Origin of the sequence: Couchioplanes azureus, assembly GCF_014648355.1 — a bacterium.
GTDB lineage: Bacteria > Actinomycetota > Actinomycetes > Mycobacteriales > Micromonosporaceae > Actinoplanes > Actinoplanes azureus.
The window spans coordinates 562,639-581,548 of record NZ_BMQY01000004.1; the positions used below are offsets into that span (position 1 = coordinate 562,639).

Here is an 18,910-nt window from a genome sequence, read left to right on the forward strand (position 1 = left end):
AGCCGGGCGTACTTGCCGCCCGCGCGGACGGTCCCCCGCACCGGCGGGCCTGGCTACCGTTTCGCGGTGCGCAACCGCTACCTGGATCTTCTCCGGGCCGCCGCCATCGCCCGCATCGTCCTCTACCACCTGTTCGGCTGGCCGTGGTTGTCGATCCTGTTGCCCGCGATGGGCATCATGTTCGCCCTGGCCGGATCGCTGACCGCCGCATCGCTGGACCGGCGGGGCGCGGGCCGGGTCGTCGCCTCGCGCATGCGCCGGCTCCTGCCTCCTCTGTGGCTGTTGGGCCTGATCGCCGTCCCGGCGATGATCTATGCGGGCTGGGCCGGCCAGGAGGGCGGGGTCCGGCCGACGAGCTGGAAGCTGCTCCTGTGGATCCTGCCGCTGGGCGACCCGCCGGGCAGCATCGCGGGCACCGACGCGTGGGAACCACTGTGGTACGTCCGGGCGTACCTGTGGTTCGTGCTGCTCTCGCCGGCGCTGTACCTGGCGTACAAGAAGATCGCCTGGGCGGCGGTGGCCGCGCCGATCGTGCTGATCGCGGTGCTGGACAAGACCGGGTTCGCGCTGCCGTTCGGTCGCGCGGACGCCGCGATGTGGGACTTCGCCACGTACGGCGCGTGCTGGATCGCCGGCTTCGCGCACCACGACGGCCGGCTGCACCGGGTCCGCCCGGCGCTGGTCGCGGCGGCGGCCGGCGTCCTCGGCGCCGCGGCGCTCTACTGGCTGCACGAGCACCCGGGCGAGGGCGGCTACGACGTCAACGACGTGCCGGAGGCCCAGGCCCTGTGGTCGCTGGCGTTCGTCCTGCTGGCGCTGCGGTGGCGCCCGGACATGACCTGGCTGTCCTACGCGCGCCCGCTGGACCGCGCGGTCAACCTGCTCAACGCCCGGGCCGTCACCATCTATCTGTGGCACAACATCGCCATCGCGGCGATCTGGCCGGTGCTGACGGTCGCGGCCCTCGACGACCTCGACCCCTCGCTCGAGGGACCGGTGTCGCTCGGCGCCACGATGGCGCTCACGGCCGTGGCGATCCTGGCGTTCGGCTGGGCCGAGGACCTCGCGGCGCGGCGCCGGCCGCGGCTCTGGCCCGCCACCGCCGCGCCCCCGCCCACCGCATCCGGCGAGCGCCCGCCCACCGCGTCCGGCGAGCGCCCAGCCGCCGCGCCCGGCCAGCGCCCGGCCGGCCATGGCGAAGGCGGGGCTCCGCAAACCGCAGGCGTGGGCACGGCGCCGGTCCCGGCCCCCTCCCCGCACGCCGGGCCGCGGCACGCCGGGCCGGGGCATGCCGGGCCGCAGCATGCCGGGCCGCCCGGGGAGGGGCCACGGGTCGCGGCGCCCGAGGAGCCCGCGGTCTCGTGGTTCGGTGGCCCGGAGCGCGGGTAGCGGACCCGCGCGGCGGGGACGGGATGAACTGAAACATTCTCGCCGATGCGGGCGGGATGCCCGCTAGCCTGAGCGAATGGGGCAGCCCGGACAAATGCCTACACCGGCGGAGGCGTCCGCCGGTGCGGTGTCCCTCGTCTTCCGGGCCGGCCCGCTGCTGTGCGCCCTGCGGATCGAGGACGTCATCGAGACGATGCGCCCGCTGGCGACCCATCCGCTGGCCGGGACTCCCCCGTTCGTCAGCGGCATCTGCATCATGCGGGGCGCGCCGACCCTGGTGGTCGACGTCGCCCGGCTGCTCGGCGGGGCCACCGCGCCGGTGGACCGGTTCGTGGCCGTACGTACCGGGCGCGGGCCGGTGGCGTTCGCGATCAGCAGCATCCTCGGCGTGCGCCCGGTCGGCGCCGGTGCCGCGCCCGGCCACGAGGCGCTGGTCGGGGACGCGCCGGCGCGGCTGGTGGCCGCCGTCGGGACGATGGACGCCGAGCCCGTCCTGGTGCTGCGCGGCATGCAGCTGGTGCCGGACGAGGTGTGGGCGGCCGCCGCGGACCTGGCGGTGCCGGCGTGACGGCCGACCTGACGCAGGCGAGTGACGTCACGCGCTTCCGGGTGCAGCTCGCCGAGCAGCTCGGGTGGACCTTCGACGACAAGGACGTGCCCCAGCTCGCCGACGTGCTGCGGCGCCGGGCGCAGGCCGCCGACCTGCGCAGCGGCACATACCTGCGGCGCTTGGCGGCCGGCGCCTGGGACGAGGAGCTGACCGCGCTCGCCGAGGAACTCAGCATCAACGAGACCTACTTCTTCCGGCACGCCGAGCAGTTCCGGGCGCTCGCCGAGGTGGTCCTGCCCGAGCGGATCCGCGACCGCGCCGCCCAGCGGGTGCTGAGCATGCTGTCGGTCGGCTGCTCGTCCGGCGAGGAGGCGTACACGATGGCCGTGGTGGCCCGCGAGGCGCTGCCCGGCCCGGACTGGATCGTGTCCGTGCTGGGCCTGGACGCCAGCGCCGCCGTGCTGCGCCGGGCCGAGCAGGCGAGGTATTCGGGCTGGTCGCTGCGGGAGACGCCGGACGCCGTCCGGGAGCGCTGGTTCCACCCGCGCGACGGCGAGTACGAGCTCGACGGCCGGATCCGCGCCGACGTGCACTTCCGCCGCTACAACGTGGCCGGCGAGGACGCCGACCTGTGGCGCCCCGGCCAGTACGACGTGATCTTCTGCCGGAACCTGCTCATGTACCTCACCCCGGCGTTGCAGGAGAGCCTGGTCCGGCGGATGACCCGGTCCCTGGCCGGCGGCGGCTACCTCTTCCTGGGCCACACCGACTCGCTGGGCACCCGGCCCGAGGGGCTCGAGCCGCGGCACTCGCACCAGACGTTCTACTACCGGCGTTCGTCGGTACGGGAGAACACCGCGCCCGCACCACGGCCCGGGCCGCCGGCGCCGACGGCGCCAATCCCCGGCGTGCCGGTGCGCCCGGCGGTGCGGCCGCCGGAGCCCGACTTGCGACCGGAGCGCGATGCGCCACCGGACCCCGGCGAGCGGGCCACGAGCGTCCTCGACCGGGCCATGCGGTTGCTGCGCGACGAGCGTTTCGCCGAGGCCCTCACGGCGATGGAGGGTGACCGGTCCGCGGATCCCGCGCCCGCCGAGATGCTGCTGCACGCCGTCCTGCTCGCGCAGGCCGGCCGGCTCGGCGAAGCCGAGATGGAGTGCCGCCGGCTGCTCGACGCCGACGGGCTCAACGCCGACGCCCACCACCAGCTGGCGGTCTGCCTGGAGGGCGGGGCGGCGGTGGACGTGGCGATCGGCCACTACCGGCTGGCCGCCCACCTCGATCCCGAGTTCGCCATGCCCCGGCTGCGGCTCGGCCTGCTGGCGCGGCGCCGCGGCGAGAACCGGACGGCCGGCGTCGAGCTGGACCGGGCGCTGGGCCTGCTGCGCCGCGAGCGTGAGGACCGCCTGACGCTGTTCGGCGGCGGCTTCGGCCGGATCGCCCTGACCAACCTGTGCCGGGCCGAGCTGGAGGCCAGCGGGGTGAACCGATGAGCCCGACCGACGTGGCCGAGCGGCTGGCCGCCCTGCGCGAGGACTTCGACCGCTCGTTCACCGAGCCGGCGCGCCGCCATGACGAGGAGTACGCCGAGCTGCTGGCCGTGCACGCCGGCGGGCGCCCGTACGCGCTGCGCCTGTCCCAGGCCTCGGGCCTGCATCAGGACCGTCCGGTGACGCCGCTACCCGGCCCCCAGCCGGCCCTGCTCGGCGTGGCGGGCTTCGGCGGCGCGATCGTGCCCGTCTACGACCTCGCCGCCCTGCTCGGCCACGCCGTGCCGGACCGGCCGCGCTGGCTGGTCCTGGCCGCCGGGACGCCCCCGCTGGCGCTCGCCTTCCACCAGCTCGACGGCCATGTACGGGTGGCGGCGGCGGAGATCCTCGAGGAGGCCGCCGGCGACGACGGCGACATCCTGCGCGGCATGGTTCCCCTCGCCGGCGGGACCCGCCCGATGGTCGACCTGCCGGCGGCCCGTGCCGTGGTGCACCGGCTCACCGGCCACACCGAACCCGTGGAGAAGGAGCGATGATGGCCCGACGCACTTTCGGCACCAAGCTGGCGGGCGGCGTCGGCATCACCGTGCTGCTCACCCTGCTCATGGGCGCCGCCGCGGTCGCCGCGCTGTCCGTCGTGGTCGGCGCCAAGGACGACGCCATCCGGGTGGCCGCGGAGGACCTGGTCGACGCCGAGCGCCTGACCACCAGGGCGGAGATCCGGATCTCCGACTACCGCGCCTTCCTGCTCAACGGCAACCAGGCCAGCCTGGACGCGACCAACACCGACCGGCAGCAGTTCCTGGCCCTGGTGACACAGCTGCGCGAGACGCTGACCGGCGCGACGGCGCGGAACCTTCTCGACGCCGTCTCCACCGCGGAGGCCAACTACACGACGGTGCTGCAACCGGTGATCGAGCGCCGCCGGACCATGACGGACCTGCGGGCCGTCAGTGAGCTCAACGCCACCGCGACCGGGCCGGCCCGCGACGCGCTGCGCAAGTCCATCGCCGACCTGACGGTCCACGTACGCGCCCAGGTCGAGGCGACCCGCAGCACGTCGTCGTCCAAGGCGACCCGGTCCATCGTGGTGATCATCGGCCTCGGCGTGCTGGCGATGGGCTTCGGCGCGCTGGTGGCCGTCAAGCTGAGCCGCGACCTGCGGCGCGAGGTCGGCGCGGCGGTCGGGCACATCCAGAGCTCGTCGGCGGAGCTGGAGGCGGCCGCCGCCCAGCAGGCCAGCGGCGGGCAGGACCAGGCGAGCGCGATGAACGAGATCACCACCACGATCAGCGAGCTGCTCATCACGTCCCGGCAGATCGCCGACAGCGCGCAACGCGTCTCCAAGATCGCGGAGGAGACCGCGGAGGCGGCCCGGTCCGGCGACGCGACCATCGACCAGACCCGGGCGTCGATCTCGGCGATCCGCACCCAGGTGGACCAGATCGTGCAGCACATGCTGGCGCTGGGCGAGAAGTCGCAGCAGATCGGCGGCGTGGTCGAGCTCGTCTCCGAGCTGGCCGAGCAGACGAACATCCTGGCGATCAACGCGACCATCGAGGCCAGCGGCGCGGGCGAATGGGGACGCCGGTTCGCGGTGGTCGCCGAGGAGATCCGCAAGCTCGCGGACCGGACCGCCGGGTCGGCGAAGGAGATCCGGGCCCTCATCGAGGACGTCCGCGGCGCGGTCAACACCACCGTGATGGCCACCGAGATCGGGGCGAAGTCGGTGGACGCCGGGGCGCGGCAGTTCGACGACGCCACCCATTCGTTCCGGCGCATCGCCCAGCTCGTCGCCACGACCAACGACGCGACGCGGGAGATCGAGCTCTCCACCAAGCAGCAGACGACGGCGGTCGAGCAGGTCAACGTCGCGGCGTCGGACACCGCCCGGGTCACCCGGGAGACCGAGGCGAGCGCGGTACAGACCCGGCAGACCGCCGCGCACCTGTCGAACCTGTCCGGCGAGCTGCTGGACCTGGTGGGCACCGGCCGCCGATGAGCCAGGACCCGCTGCGCTATTTCCGGGTCGAGGCGCGCGAGCTGGTGGACCAGATCAGCGCGGGCGTGCTCGACCTGGACCAGCGCCCCGGCACCGAGCTGGTGGCACGGCTGCTGCGCTTCGCGCACACGCTCAAGGGCGCGGCCCGGGTGGTGCGCCAGCAGGAGATCGCGGACCGGGCGCACGCGTTCGAGGAGGTGCTCGTCCCGCATCGCGCCGACGACGGGCCGCTACCGGCCGCGGAGATGCGGGAGCTGCTCCGGCTCAACGACGAGATCGAGGCGTACGTCGCCGCGCTGGAACCCGGCGCCGAGGCTCCCGCCCCGCCCGCGGACCATGCTCCCCAGCCGGCGGCGGCTGAGCGGGCCCGCGCCGTGGCCGCCGGGACCGCCGAGCAGGCCGGGGCCGCCGAGCACGCCGGGGCTGCCGAGCACGCCGGGACCGCGGAGCAGGCGGGGGCCGCCGGGCGAGCCGGTGCCGCCGGGCCGGCGCCGCCCGCCGCACCGGCCGAGGCGGTGCCCGCCGCCCGCGCGGCGACCGCCGACGTCGACGACCTGCTCGACGCGGTCGGCGAGGCGCACGCGCGGTTCGCCCCGCTGCGCACCGGCAACGCCGCCCTCGACCGGTTGCGCCGGGCCGCCGAGACCCTCGCCGACCAGCTGCGCGCCGGCCGGACCGCGGAGCAGACCGCGACGGCCCGCGCATCGGCGGTGCGCCTGGCGGCGGACCTGGGCACCTTCGGCCGCCAGCTCGTCGACACCGTGGAGCAGGTCGAACGCGAGCTCGACGAGGTGCGGGGCCGGGCCGAGCGGCTGCGCCTGGTCGCCGCCTCCAGCATCTTCACCGCGCTGCGCCGGGCCGTGCGCGACGCCGCCGAGGCACAGGGCCGGCGGGTGCGCTTCGACGGCCGCGGCGGCGACCTGCGGATGGATCCCCACGTGCTGGGCCTGGCGAGCAGCGCACTGCTGCACATCGTGCGCAACGCGGTGGTGCACGGCATCGAGCCCGAGGCCGACCGGCTGGCCGCGGGCAAGCCCGCCGAGGGCACGGTGACCGTCGCGGTCGAGCGCCGGGGCAGCTACGCGGCGTTCCTGTGCACGGACGACGGCCGCGGCTTCGACCTGGCGGCGGTCCGACGCACCGCCGAGGCGCGCGGCCTGCTGATGCCCGGCTCGACGGACCCCGGTGAGCAGGCGCTGCTCGACCTCGTGCTGCGCGGCGGGATCAGCACCTCCCCCACGGTGACCGAGGTGGCCGGGCGCGGCATCGGCATGGACGTGGCCCGCGACGTGGCCGACCAGCTGGGCGGCGACGTCCGGGTCCGCACCGCGACCGGCCGGGGCACCACCGTCGAGCTGGTCCTGCCGCTGGCGCTGCTGTCGCTGCACGGGCTCATCGTGGAGGCCGCCGGTTCCGTCGCCACGGTGCCGCTGGACTCGGTACGCACCTGCGTACGCCTGCGGCCGGAGCAGGCGGCGACCGCGGTGGTGACCGGCAAGCTGGCCCACGACGGCGAGGCCCTGCCGTTCCTGCCGCTGGCCCGCGCGCTCTACGCCGGAACCACGGTCGACCAGGAGGAAGGCGGTCCCGGCGTGGCCGTGGTCGTCGCCGCCGACGGGCGCAGCGTGGCGGTCGGCGTGGACCGGCTCGCGGGCACCTCGACCCTGGTGGTCCGGCCGTTGCCGGAGCTCGCCCCGGCCGCCCCGGTGATCGGCGGGGTGTCGATGGACCTCGACGGCAATCCGCGCCTGGTGCTCGACGCGCACGGCGTGGTCGCGGAGGCGGCGCGCGTCGGCGGCGGCGCGGCACCGGCGGAGCCCGCGCCCCGGCTGCCCATCCTGGTGGTCGACGACTCGCTGACCACCCGCATGCTCGAGCGCAGCATCCTCGAGTCCGCCGGCTACGAGGTGGACCTGGCCGCCTCCGGCGAGGAGGGGCTCGACAAGGCCCGCTCGCGGCGGTACGGCCTCTACCTCACCGACATCGACATGCCGGGCATCGACGGCTTCACCTTCGTCGCCGAGACGCGCGCCGACCCCGAGCTCGCCGGTGTGCCCGCGATCCTGGTCAGCTCCCGGGCCAGCGCCGAGGACCGGGCCCGCGGCGCGGCGGTCGGCGCGGCGGCGTACGTGGTCAAAGGCGAGTTCAACCAGGAGGAGCTGCTCGCCCACATCCGAAGGCTGGTGCCGGCATGATCCGGGTGCTGCTGGTGGAGGACTCGGCGACCATGCGCGCCCACCTGCGCGAGTCCCTGGCCGCCGACCCGGAGCTGCAGGTGGTGGGCGAGGCGCTGGACGGGCCCCAGGCGGTGGAGCTGGTCGGCCGGTTGCGCCCGGACGTGGTGACGATGGACATGATGCTGCCGACGATGAGCGGGCTCGCCGCCACCGAGCACATCATGGCCGAGTTCCCCACCCCGATCCTGGTGGTCTCCTCGGCGGACCGGCAGGAGCTGTTCAGCACGTACAACGCCCTGGCCGCGGGCGCGGTCGACGTGCTGGAGAAGCCGCGCGGCGACGCCTCCGACGCCGACTGGGGACGGCGGCTGTGCTCGGCCGTACGGATGGTGTCGCGGATCCGGGTGATCACCCACCCGCGGGCCCGGCTCGACGGGCGCAACCGGGGCGCGAGCCCGCCGGTGTCGGCGCCCCCGCCGGTGTCGGCGCCCCCGCCGGTGTCGGCGCCCCCGCCGCTGCCGGCCGTCCATGCCCCGGCGGCCCCGGTGCGCGAGACGGCGCTGCAGGCGGTCGCGGTCGGCGCGTCGACCGGCGGTCCCGGCGCCCTCACCGAGCTGCTGCGGGCCCTGCCGGCCGGGTTCCGGACGCCCGTGCTGTGCGTGCAGCACATCGCCGCCAGCGAGCCGTTCGCGGTGGCGTTCTCCGACTGGCTCGCCGGGCAGACCGGGCGCAACGTCACCTACGCCCGCGACGGGGTGCCGCTGCGCAGCCTCGGCGGCCGGGTGCTGCTCGCCCCGCCGGACCGGCACATGCTGGTCGCCGACGGCCTCGTGCGGCTCAGCGACGCGCCGCCGCGGCACTCCTGCCGGCCCTCGGTCGACGTGCTGTTCGACTCGGTGGCCGCCGAGTGCGGCGCGGGGGCCGCCGGGTGCCTGCTCACCGGCATGGGCCGCGACGGGGCGGACGGGCTGCTGCGGATGCGCGCCCGCGGTGCGGTGACCTACGCGCAGGACGAGGCGAGCTGCGTGGTCTACGGCATGCCCCGGGAGGCGGCGCTGCTGGGCGCGGCCGCGTACATCCTGCCGCCGGCGCGGATCGCCGCCCGGCTGGCCGAGCAGGCCCCGGTCGCGGGGGTGCGCCGATGACGCCGACCGTGTTGATCGTCGACGACAGCCTCACCGTGCGCATGGACCTGCACGAGGCGTTCGAGGCCGACGGCTTCGCCACGAGGCTCTGCGCGACCGGTGAGGAGGCCCGCGCGGCGTTCCATTCCGGCGGCTTCGACGTGGCGGTGCTGGACGTGCTGCTACCCGACGCCGACGGCGTGGAGCTGCTGCGCGAGCTGCGCGCGCTGCCGGGCCGCGAGCGGACCGTGACGCTGCTGCTGTCCAGCGAGGCGGAGGTCGCGGACCGCCTGCACGGCCTGCGGACCGGCGCCGACGAGTACGTGGGCAAGCCGTACGACTCCGGCTACGTCGTGGCCCGCTCCCGCCAGCTCCTCGGCGACGACACGACGACCGCCGAGGCGCGGCCGACCGTGCTGGTCATCGACGACAGCCTGACCTTCCGCGAGCGGCTGCGGCAGCTGCTCGAGCCCGAGGGGTACGCGGTGATCACGGCCGCGTCCGGCGAGGAGGGCCTGCGCACGGCGGCCGACCGGCGCCCGCAGGCCGTGATCGTCGACGGGGTCATGCCCGGCATCGACGGCGCCACGGTGATCCGGCGGCTGCGCCTGGACCCGGCGCTGCGCGACACGCCCTGCCTGCTGATGACGGCCGCCGACGACTACGCGACCGAGGTGCAGATGCTGGAGGCGGGCGCCGACGCGTTCGTGCGCAAGCAGCAGGACCTGGCCGTGGTGCTCGCGAAGCTGGCGGCCGTGCTGCGCACCAGCGCCGAGCAGCTGCCGATCGAGGTGATCGGCAGCCTGCACGGCCCGGGCAAGGTGCTGGCCGTCACCGCGGACCGGCGGCGGCTCGACGAGTGGGGCGGCACCCTGCGCGCCGACGGCTACGACGTCATCGCGGCCAGCGGCGGCGACGAGGCGCTCGACCTGCTCGCCGCGCAGCCCGTGGACTGCATCGTGCTGCACCTCGACCGCGACGCCCGCGTGACCTGTGCGCGGATCAAGGAGGCGCCGCAGATCGGCGACACCCCGCTGGTGATGATCGGCGACCAGGACGACGCGCTGCTGGAGAGCCTGGCCGCGGGCGCCGACGACTACGTGCGCTCGGCCGACGGCGCGGACACCCTGCGGGCGCACGTCCGCGCCCAGATCCGCCGCAAGCAGTCGCTCGACGAGAGCCGGCGCATCCGCGAGGAGCTCATGCGGCGCGAGCTCGACGCCGCCGGCGAGCGCGCCGCGCGCCAGCTCGCCGAGACCCGCGCGGCGCTGGTGGAGGAGCTGGAGTGGCGCAACCGGGAGCTCGAGGCGTTCAGCGGTTCGGTCTCGCACGACCTGCGCGGACCGCTGCAGGTGATCAGCAGCTACGTCGAGGCGATGCTGGACGAGGACGAGGAGCAGGACGAGCCGCTCAGCCCGCAGGTGCGGCACCGGATCGAGCGGATCCAGGCGGCGGCCACCCGGATGGCCGACCTGGTCGAGTCGCTGCTGATCCTCTCCCGGGCCAGCCGCGGCGAGCTGCGCCGGCGGCGCTTCGACCTGACCGAGACCGTGTGGCAGGTCATTCGCGAGGTGGAGGCCCGGGACCCGGACCGCAAGATCGAGTTCCGGGTGGACGAGGCGATGACCGCGGACGCGGACGAGGGCCTGGTCCGGGTGATCCTGGAGAACCTGATCAACAACGCCTGCAAGTTCACCCGCAAAGTGGAGAAGCCGGTCGTCGAGGTGGGCTGGGACGGCCCCGCCGAGGAGGCGCGCTACCACGTCCGGGACAACGGGGCGGGGTTCCCCTCGGGCAAGGCGAGCGCGCTGTTCCGCCCGTTCGCGCGGCTGCACAGCGCTGACGACTTCCCCGGCACCGGCATCGGCCTGACGACCGTGCACCGGGCGGTGGAGCGCCACGGCGGCGAGATCCACGCCGAGGGCGAGGACGGGCGGGGGGCGACGTTCTGGTTCACCCTCCCGCCCGCGCGCCGTACCTGAGCGGCAGGGGCGGCCGGCCCGGGTGGGCCGGCCGCCGCGCTCATTCGGTGGCCAGGGCCGCGACCGGGCTGACCTTCGCGCCCCGCCGGGCCGGCAGCACCCCGGCCAGGGCGGTGAAGACCACCAGGGCGAGGAAGACCAGGGCGAGCTGCCCGACCGGCAGTTCCAGCGGGAGATTGACGCCGAGCGCCTTCATCATCAGCCACGCGTAGGGCACGCCGAGCGCGAGGCCGACCGTCGCCCCGATGACCCCGTAGAGGCTGGACTCGGTGGTCAGCATGGTGCGCAGGCCGGCGCGGGAGAGGCCGACGGCACGCAGCAGGCCGGACTCGCGGACGCGTTCCACCACCGACAGGGCGGTCGTGGTGCCGACGCCGACGACCGCGATCAGCACCGTGAGGCCGACCAGGCCGATGACCACCGCGAGCATGGTGGTGATCATCTTGTCGTAGTCGTCGCGCTGGTCGGCGAGGACCGTGACGCCGAGGTCGGTCTTGCCGGCGACCAGCTGCCGCATCGCCTTCTGACCGGCGGTTCGTCCCTCCTCGCCGGGCTTGGCGGCGTCGGCGAGCAACCCGTTCGGTGCGGCCGCCGCGCCGAGCTTGGTGAGGTCGCTCGGGTCGGCGACGACCTCCGACTGCAGCGGCCCCGAGTCCGGCAGGATCGCGACCACCTCCACCTGGACCTTCTTCGCGCCCGCCGTCAGCGTGGTGGTGCCACCGACCTCGACCCCGTTGTCCTCCGCGGCGTACTTGCTCACGGCGACCTTGCCGGGCCCGATCGCGGCCAGCGAGCCGGCGGTGACGTCGATCTTCTGCAGCTCCGGCAGTGCCGTCATGGACAGGTCCGAGGCGCGCATCCTCCAGCTGCTGTCCCCGCCGGACAGGACGACGTTGTCGAGCCGCCGGTACGCCGTGACGTGCGTCAGGTCCGGGCTGGCCTTCGCCTGGTCCACGACGGCGGCCGGCACCGTGCCGTTGTCGGCGCTGGCGGTCAGCTCGAAGTCGGCGGGGGCGGACGACGCCAGTTCCCGGTCGGCCAGCGTCCGGGCCGAGGCGCCCGTCACCACCACGCCGGCGATGAGGGCGACGCCGAGCGCGACGACCACCGACACCGCGGCGGCGCGCCGGGGCGCCCCGCCCACGCCGCCGACGGCGAGCCGGCCGACCGGCCCGAGCCGGCGCAGCGGCCAGCCGACCGTGGCGAGCACCGGGCGCACCAGCAGCGGGCCCAGCGCGATCAGGGCGAGGAAGGCGAGCCCGGCGGAGCCCAGGACCGCGAACATCATCGGCTCGGCGTCGTAGTCCTTGGTGTCGCGGCCCGGCAGGTTGGCGACGACGTAGGCGGCCAGCACCGCGGCACCGCTCGTGACCAGCAGACCGAACGCGCCGCGCACCTTGCCGATGCCCTTGCGCCCGGCCGTCGTGCTGGCCGAGCGCAGCGCCTCCAGGGGCGCCACCTTCGCGGCCGAGAGCGCCGGGGCCAGCACCGCCAGCACGGTGATCACGGTGGAGAGCAGGACCACGCCGACGGCGGGCAGCACGGGCAGCCCGGGCGAGGAGACCTCGATGTCGAAGGCGCGCAGCAGCGGCGGCACCGCCTGGCCGAACGCCAGCGCGCCCAGCACGCCGACGGTGCCGGCGACGAATCCGGTCAGCGCCCCTTCGACGGCGAGGGCGCGCCACAGCGAGCCGCGCCCGGCGCCGACCGCGCGGAGCAGGGCGAGCTGGCGCATCCGCTGGGCGAACACGATCCGGAACGTCGACGTGGCGACCAGGCCGGCGGCGCAGACGGCGATCGCCACGAACATGCCCATCGCGAGGAAGAGCTCCTTGATGCCGGAGGCGGCCTGCTGCGCCTCCGCGAGCCGCACGTCCGCACCCGTGCGGACCTGAGGCCGGGGGCTTCCCTCCGGCGGCGCGGGGGTCGCGGCGATGATCCGCTCCGCGGCGGCGGTCACCGCAGCGGCGTCGGCGCCGGGTTCGAGCCGCAGCTCCACCTGCTGCATCCGGTTCGAGTCCTGGAGCAGGGAGACCGTGCTCTGCGGCGCGTACGCGGTGCCGCCGAAGTCGCTGTCCGCGTCCACGATCCCGGTGACCGTGAGCTTCACCGGCTTGATCGGCTTGTTGTCCTTGTCCCGCCCGGTGTGGATGGTCACCGTGCTGCCGATCGCCAGGCCCATCCGGTCCGCGGTACGCGGGCTGACGGCGATCTGGCCGGGCTCGGCCGGGTAGGTGCCCTTCGCGGCGTGGACGGTGGCGAGCGGTCCGCTGCCCGGGTCGGCCACGAACTCGAGGTAGTCGCCGTTCAGCTCGGCGCCCGCCCGGGGCCGGCCGGCGACCTCCGCCACGCCGGGAACGGCCTTGAACTTGGCGATGTCCTCGGGCCGGACCTCGATGTCGGCGAACTCGTTGTCGCCGCCGGGGCCGACCACCAGGTCCGCGGCGACCGGGGTGCCGCTGAACCCCTCGATGGCGGTCTTCTCGGTGATCTCCTGGGCGAGGACGGTGGCGTAGACGACGAACGCGGCCACGAGGACGGCCAGGCCGGTCAGCAGGAGGCGGGCGGGGCGGCGGGCGACGCCGGCGAGCTGGGTGCCGAGGACCTTCATCGCTGGTTCCCCAGGTGCTGCAGGGCCTCGGCGACCGAGGCGCGGTCCGGGCGGTCGATCTCGCCGGCGATGCGGCCGTCGGCGAGCAGCACGACCCGGTCGGCGTACGCGGCGGCGGCCGGGTCGTGGGTGACCATGACCACGGTCTGGCCCAGGTCCCGCACCGAGTTGCGCAGGAACGACAGCACCTCGGCGCCGGAGCGGGAGTCGAGGTTGCCGGTCGGCTCGTCGGCGAACACGACCTCGGGACGCGAGACCAGCGCGCGGGCGAGGGCGACGCGCTGCTGCTGGCCGCCGGAGAGCTCGCTGGGACGGTGCCGCAGCCGCTCGGTGATGCCGAGGACCTCGGTGAGGCGGGCGAGCAGGCCGCGTTCGGCGGTGCGTCCGGCCAGGTCCAGGGGCAGGGTGATGTTCTGCTCGGCGGTCAGCTGCGGGAGCAGGTTGAAGGACTGGAAGACGAAACCGATGCGCTCGCGGCGGACCTTGGTCAGCACCTTGTCGGAGAGCACGGTGAGGTCGGTGCCGCCGAGCAGGGCGCGTCCCGAGGTGGCCGTGTCGAGGCCGGCGAGGCAGTGCATGAGCGTGGACTTGCCGGAGCCGGAGGGCCCCATGATGGCGGTGAACTGGGCGCGGGCGAAACCGACGGTGACACCGTCGAGGGCGCGCACGGCGGTGTCGCCGCTGCCGTACACCTTGACCAGGTCCACGGCCGCGACGGCGGTGAGATGCCCGTCGGGTCCGCCGTCGGCAGAGGTGAGCGGCGCGGCGGCCGGGGATGGCGAGTACATGGGATGCCTCCGGGTTGGGTGATCTGACCGGAGAGATCTTGCGGGAGACCCGGCGGGCGGCACATCGGCCGGCGGTGAGGAACGGCGCCGGGCGTGGATCTGCCTTTCGGCCGATGGAGGCCGCCGGAGCAGCCATTACGCTGGGTCACGATGTTGACGCAACGCGCCCTGCTCTTCCGGCTGGCCCAGCTCGGTGGCCTCTTCGTGATGGCCTGCCTGGGCCTGTTCGATCTTGCCAACGGCATGGCCTCCGGCGGGGACATCGCCCTGTTGCAGGTGCTGAGCGCGGTGGCCACCGCCGTGGTGTGGTTGCGCCGGCACCGGCAGGGCTCGAAGCGTCTGCCGAAAGTCGCAATGGCGCTCGCCGCCTTCTCGCTGCTGCTCACGTTCGTCGTGGGCGCCAGCTCGGGCTACGGCGGGAGCTACGGTCTGGCCGAGGCGGTGGGGCTGCTCGGCGTGCTGTTCGTGGTCAGCCGGCGCGGCGATCCGCAGTGGGCCGTCGGCGCGGTGCTGGCGACCGGGATGGCCCTCGGCTTCCTGCCGCTGCGCAGCGGCTTCGACTACGCGATGGTCATCGTCGGCCTCGCCCAGGGCCTGGCCGGCACGGCCGTCATCGGGCTGGGCATCTATCTGCGGACGCTGGAGGCGACCCGGCTGCGGGCGATGGACGCGGTCCGCGCGGAGCAGCGCGCGGAGTTCGCCCGGGACCTGCACGACTTCATCGCCCACCACGTGACCGGCATCGTGGTGCAGGCCCAGGGCGCCCGCTTCATCGCGGAGCAGGACCCGAAGCGGGTGCTGCTCGCGCTGGAGCAGATCGAGGCCGCCGGCGCCGAGACGATGGCGTCGATGCGGCGCATGGTCGGCGTGCTGCGCGACCCGAACGCGCAGCCGGACGCCCCGCTGACGCCGCTGGCCGGGGTCGACGAGCTGAGCCCTCTGCTCGAGCAGTTCACCAGCTCGGGCGGCCCGCTCGCGCGGCTGCACCTGGACGGCAGCACCGAGGGCGTCCCGGTCGAGGTCTCCACCTCCGCCTACCGGGTGGTGATGGAGGCGCTGACCAACATCCGCCGGCACGCGCAGGGCGCGCGGGTCGCCGACGTCTGGATCCGCCGTACCCCCGACTGGTTGCTGGTCCGGGTGGCGAACGACGGATTGCCGCCCAGGGCCGGCACGCCGCGGGAGGCGCCGGGGTACGGTCTCGTGGGCCTGCAGGAGCGGGTCCGCGCGGTCGGCGGGCGCATCACCGCCGGGCCGGGCATCGACGGCGGCTGGGTGGTCGACGCGGCCCTGCCCCTGGACCAGGAGGTGACGCGGTGATCCGCGTGATGATCGCCGACGACCAGGCGATGGTACGCACCGGCTTCGGCATGATCATCGGTGCGCAGCCCGACATGGAGCTGGTCGGCGAGGCGGCCGACGGCGTCGAGGCGGTCGCGATGGCGCGCAAGCTCAAGCCGGACGTGGCGCTGTTCGACATCCGCATGCCGCGGATGGACGGCCTGGAGGCGCTGCGCCTGCTCGCCGGCCCGGGCGTGGCGGACCCGATGAAGGTGGTCGTCGTGACGACCTTCGACCTCGACGAGTACGTGCACCAGGCACTGCGCAACGGTGCGGCGGGATTCCTGCTCAAGGACTCCGGCCCGGCGCTGCTGGTGGAGGCGGTGCGCGCGGCGGTCTCCGGGGACGCGCTGATCAGCCCGTCGATCACCGTGCGGCTGCTGGAGCACCTGTCCCCGCCCGCGCCCAGCGACGACGACGGCGGCCTGTCGCCGCGCGAGCTGGACGTGGTGAAGCTCGCCGCGCGCGGCCTGACCAACGCCGAGATCGCGACCGAGCTGTTCATCTCGGTCGGCACGGTGAAGACGCACCTCGGCAGCGTGCAGACCAAGCTCAACGCCCGCAACCGGGTGGAGATCGCCGCTTGGGCCTGGGAGCGTCGTCTGGTGGGCTGACCCCGAACGAGGGATTCTGCCCCGGTTCGCCCGAACTCGCCCTGTTGTCCCGGCGGTCCGCCGACGATCGTGCCCATGCAGCTCAAGCGATGTGCACGTCGCGGCCTGGCCGTGGCGACAGCGTTCCTGGCCCTCGGTGCCCTCGCCGCCCCGGCGGCCCCCGCCGCGGCGGCGCCGCCGGAGAACTGGACCCAGGACGGGTACGGTCCCGGCCACACCTTCTACAACCCGTCCGAGTCGGTGATCAACTCCTCCACCGTCGGCAAGCTCAAGACCCGCTGGACGGTCACCCCCCGGGCGGCCGTCGACAGCTGCCCGCTGAACCCGGTCGCCCCGATCGTCGCCGGCGGCCGGATGTACGTCCTGGAGCCGGACGGCAACGGCGTCGGCGCCTACGACACCAGGACCGGCACGCGGCTGTGGTCGTACTTCGCCGGCTACCTGGAGGCGACCGGCCTCGCCGTCTCGGGCGGCACCGTGGTCGTCACCGACATCGCCTGCTACTCGAACAGCAGCTACGACAGCAACGTGATCGCCCTCGACGCGGCGACCGGCACCGAGCGGTGGAGCAGCCTGACCCCGTGGACCACCGACACCATGGTGGTCGACCACGGCGCGGTCGTCGTCTCCGGCTACTGCGGCACCTGTGACGACGCCGACCGCGGCGTCGAGGCGTTCCGGATCTCCGACGGCGCGTCGCTGTGGAGCCGCCCGAACGCCGTCCTCGCCGGCCCGGTGGCCCGGGGCGGCCGGGTCCTGCTCGCGCACACCCGTACCCCGCGCACCGAGGCGGTGTCCGTCACGACCGGCCTGGACCACTGGGCAACCGGCCTGCGGTACACGGCCCGCGCCGCCGACCCGGTCCGTGCCCAGTTCTACGTCTCCGGCCCCACCGGCCTGCGGGCGCTGGCCGCCGGCACCGGCGCGACGCTGTGGACGGTGAAGAACGAGGCGGGCGAGCTCGCCACCGACGGGCGGCGGGTCTACGTGGCGTCGGCCGGGCGGTTCAACGCGTACGACACCAGGAACGGCAAGCTGCTGTGGACCCGGGCCCTCAAGACGCCCGGCCACCCGGTCCGCGCCGGCGGCCTGCTCTACGCCACCAGCGGCAAGTCGCTGATGGTGCTGGCGCCGACCAGCGGCAGGACGGTCCGCTCGTTCGGCACGGCGACCGACCACGTGGTGGCGGCGGGCGGGCGGCTCTTCGTCACCAACGGGCGTACGGTCAAGGCCTACACGCCCTGATCAACGTTCGGCCGGGTTCGCGGTGAGGGTGATCCAGTACCGCCGGACCCGGCCGTGCGGGGTGTCGCGCACGTCCTCGCACACGCCGCCGTGGCGCTCGATCGTGCGGCGCGACGCCTCGTTCGCGACGTCACAGGTCAGCAGCACCCGCTCCAGGCCGAGGTCGCGGGCGCTCGCCAGCACCTGTGCCAGCGCCCACGAGGCGAGGCCGCGGCGGCGTGCGCCCGGCCGCACGCCGTAGCCGATGTGACCGCCCGATTCGAGCAGCGTGTCGGTGAGCTCGTGGCGCAACGCGATCGCGCCCAGCACCCCGTCGTCCTCGACGATCCACCAGTACGTGCAGTGCACCCAGCCCGGCGCGGGCGGGATCGCGGGGTCCGGCTCGCGCCGCAGCCGGGCGACGAAGGCGGCGAATCCCCGGGCCGTGTCCACCTCGTCGCCCGGGCGCAGTCCCGAGCCGTCCTGATGCACCCCGCGTCCCCACTCGTCGCGCGCGGCGAGCCACTGGGCGTGGAGCCGGGTGGTCGGGGTGATCAGCTGTGCCATGGCGGGCAGGTCAGCGCCGCCCGGGCCGGGTGGCGACCTGATTCGGCTCCGCGGCTTCGAGCCGGGCCAGGACCCGCCGGGCGATCTCGCCGAGCTGGGCCAGCTCCGGACCGGTGAGGGTGTCCAGGACCAGCGCCCGCACCGCCTCGACGTGGCCGGGGGCGCTGCGGCGCACCTTCTCCCAGCCCGCCTCGGTGAGGACCGCGTTGGTGTAGCGCCCGTCCTGCGGGCACGCGGCGCGCTCGACCCAGCCGCGGCCCTCGAGCCGCTTGACCACATGGGACAGCCGCGACAGGGAGCCGTTGGCCAGCGCGGCCAGGGCGCTCATCCGGCGGGTACGGCCGGGCGCCTCGGAGAGGTTGGCCAGCACCAGATACTCGAAGTGGCTCAGACCCGAGTCGCGCTGCATCTGGGCGTCCAGCGCGGCGGGGAGCCGCAGCAGCAGGCCCCCGACCGGCAGCCAGGACTCCAGCTCCTCGGCGCTCAGCCAGCGGGTCCGTGGTTCGGCACTCACCCGCCCATCGTACGGGCGATTTGAAGCTTCAACGAGCGATCGTTCGGGCTACGCCAGGGCCAGCAGGCGCCGGATCCAGGCCTGCCGGGCTGCCGTCATCCGGTCGGCGAGCTCGCGCGCGGGCGGGTACCGGCCACCGGCCGACTCCATGCGGCTCACCTCGACGCCGCGGTGCAGATGGCCGAGGAGCAGGCCCACCGCCGTACGGTCGAAGTCGCCGCCGCGCGCCGCGGTCAGCTCGGCGATGTCGGCGTCGCGCAGGGAGTGCAGCCCGCCGTGCCCCGCGTGGGCGCCCGCCGCGGGGTCGGCGGATGGCGGCTGCCGCCAGCCGGTGAGCCAGTCCCGCATGGTCCGGGCCTCGGCCCGGCACTGCTCGCGCATCTCGGCGGCGAGCGCGCGCAGCCGCGGATCGGCCGCCCGCCGCACGACGGGCCCGGCGACCCGGTCCCCCTGGTCGGCGTAGGCCAGGCTCATCTGGAGGAACATCACGTCGGTGCCGCCGTACGCCGGGGCCGGCGCCGGCGCGGGCCCGGACCC

Annotated in this window: 15 protein-coding genes and 2 pseudogenes; 12 read left to right on the plus strand and 5 right to left on the minus strand. The window is 74.9% G+C overall.

Features of this window, described 5'->3' with window-relative positions; translation table 11 throughout:
• Positions 1 to 66: 66 nt before the first annotated feature.
• The 9 genes and pseudogenes from IEY99_RS17685 (at position 67) to IEY99_RS17720 (ending at position 10,714) form a co-directional block, all read left to right on the plus strand.
• Positions 67 to 1,389 (plus strand): acyltransferase family protein, encoded by a 1,323-nt coding sequence (locus IEY99_RS17685; RefSeq protein WP_189204491.1) that lies wholly within the window; start codon positions 67 to 69, stop codon positions 1,387 to 1,389.
• Between the two features lie 94 nt (positions 1,390 to 1,483).
• Positions 1,484 to 1,957 carry a chemotaxis protein CheW gene (locus IEY99_RS17690; protein ID WP_189204493.1) on the plus strand — a complete coding sequence of 158 codons (474 nt, stop codon included), beginning with the start codon at positions 1,484 to 1,486 and terminating at the stop codon, positions 1,955 to 1,957.
• Positions 1,954 to 3,432 (plus strand): CheR family methyltransferase, encoded by a 1,479-nt coding sequence (locus tag IEY99_RS17695; RefSeq protein WP_229798867.1) that lies wholly within the window; start codon positions 1,954 to 1,956, stop codon positions 3,430 to 3,432. The genes IEY99_RS17690 and IEY99_RS17695 overlap by 4 nt, the downstream gene beginning before the upstream one ends.
• Positions 3,429 to 3,965, plus strand: a complete 537-nt coding sequence (locus IEY99_RS17700) for a chemotaxis protein CheW (protein WP_189204495.1) — start codon at positions 3,429 to 3,431, stop codon at positions 3,963 to 3,965. Before IEY99_RS17695 ends, IEY99_RS17700 begins: the two co-directional genes overlap by 4 nt.
• Complete coding sequence (locus IEY99_RS17705) at positions 3,965 to 5,431, plus strand: methyl-accepting chemotaxis protein (protein WP_189204497.1); 1,467 nt, start codon at positions 3,965 to 3,967, stop codon at positions 5,429 to 5,431. The genes IEY99_RS17700 and IEY99_RS17705 overlap by 1 nt, the downstream gene beginning before the upstream one ends.
• Positions 5,428 to 5,703 (plus strand): annotated as a pseudogene (locus IEY99_RS35275) (Hpt domain-containing protein); the annotation flags it as partial. The gene IEY99_RS17705 and the pseudogene IEY99_RS35275, both read left to right, overlap by 4 nt.
• A gap of 699 nt (positions 5,704 to 6,402) precedes the next feature.
• Positions 6,403 to 7,626: pseudogene (locus tag IEY99_RS35280) on the plus strand (ATP-binding response regulator); the annotation flags it as partial.
• Entirely contained in the window at positions 7,623 to 8,753 is a 1,131-nt protein-coding gene (cheB, locus tag IEY99_RS17715) for a chemotaxis-specific protein-glutamate methyltransferase CheB (protein ID WP_189204501.1), read from the plus strand. The pseudogene IEY99_RS35280 and the gene cheB, both read left to right, overlap by 4 nt.
• Entirely contained in the window at positions 8,750 to 10,714 is a 1,965-nt protein-coding gene (locus IEY99_RS17720) for a response regulator (RefSeq protein ID WP_189204503.1), read from the plus strand. The genes cheB and IEY99_RS17720 overlap by 4 nt, the downstream gene beginning before the upstream one ends.
• A gap of 40 nt (positions 10,715 to 10,754) precedes the next feature.
• On the opposite strand, the gene IEY99_RS17725 is transcribed toward IEY99_RS17720, so the two are convergent.
• Positions 10,755 to 13,325: an ABC transporter permease gene (locus IEY99_RS17725; RefSeq protein WP_189204505.1), complete on the minus strand. Its 2,571-nt coding sequence runs from the start codon at positions 13,323 to 13,325 to the stop codon at positions 10,755 to 10,757.
• Complete coding sequence (locus IEY99_RS17730; protein ID WP_189204508.1) at positions 13,322 to 14,113, minus strand: ABC transporter ATP-binding protein; 792 nt, start codon at positions 14,111 to 14,113, stop codon at positions 13,322 to 13,324. Before IEY99_RS17730 ends, IEY99_RS17725 begins: the two co-directional genes overlap by 4 nt.
• 150 nt (positions 14,114 to 14,263) lie before the next feature.
• Here IEY99_RS17730 and IEY99_RS17735 point away from each other — a divergent pair, with 150 nt between their 5' ends.
• The 3 genes from IEY99_RS17735 (at position 14,264) to IEY99_RS17745 (ending at position 17,313) form a co-directional block, all read left to right on the plus strand.
• On the plus strand, positions 14,264 to 15,433 hold the full coding sequence (locus IEY99_RS17735) for a sensor histidine kinase (RefSeq protein ID WP_189204510.1): 1,170 nt from the start codon (positions 14,264 to 14,266) through the stop codon (positions 15,431 to 15,433).
• Positions 15,430 to 16,068: a response regulator gene (locus IEY99_RS17740; protein WP_071805627.1), complete on the plus strand. Its 639-nt coding sequence runs from the start codon at positions 15,430 to 15,432 to the stop codon at positions 16,066 to 16,068. The genes IEY99_RS17735 and IEY99_RS17740 overlap by 4 nt, the downstream gene beginning before the upstream one ends.
• A 75-nt stretch (positions 16,069 to 16,143) precedes the next feature.
• Positions 16,144 to 17,313 carry an outer membrane protein assembly factor BamB family protein gene (locus IEY99_RS17745; RefSeq protein ID WP_189204512.1) on the plus strand — a complete coding sequence of 390 codons (1,170 nt, stop codon included), beginning with the start codon at positions 16,144 to 16,146 and terminating at the stop codon, positions 17,311 to 17,313.
• Here the strand turns inward: IEY99_RS17745 and IEY99_RS17750 are convergent, their stop codons facing one another.
• The 3 genes from IEY99_RS17750 to IEY99_RS17760 form a co-directional block, all read right to left on the minus strand.
• Positions 17,314 to 17,859, minus strand: coding sequence for a GNAT family N-acetyltransferase (locus IEY99_RS17750; protein ID WP_189204514.1), 546 nt, complete (start codon positions 17,857 to 17,859; stop codon positions 17,314 to 17,316). It abuts the gene before it with no gap.
• Between the two features lie 10 nt (positions 17,860 to 17,869).
• Positions 17,870 to 18,373, minus strand: a complete 504-nt coding sequence (locus IEY99_RS17755) for a MarR family winged helix-turn-helix transcriptional regulator (RefSeq protein ID WP_189204516.1) — start codon at positions 18,371 to 18,373, stop codon at positions 17,870 to 17,872.
• 48 nt (positions 18,374 to 18,421) lie between these two features.
• The coding region (locus IEY99_RS17760) for a DUF305 domain-containing protein (RefSeq protein WP_189204518.1) at positions 18,422 to 18,910 on the minus strand (489 nt) is incomplete at its 5' end.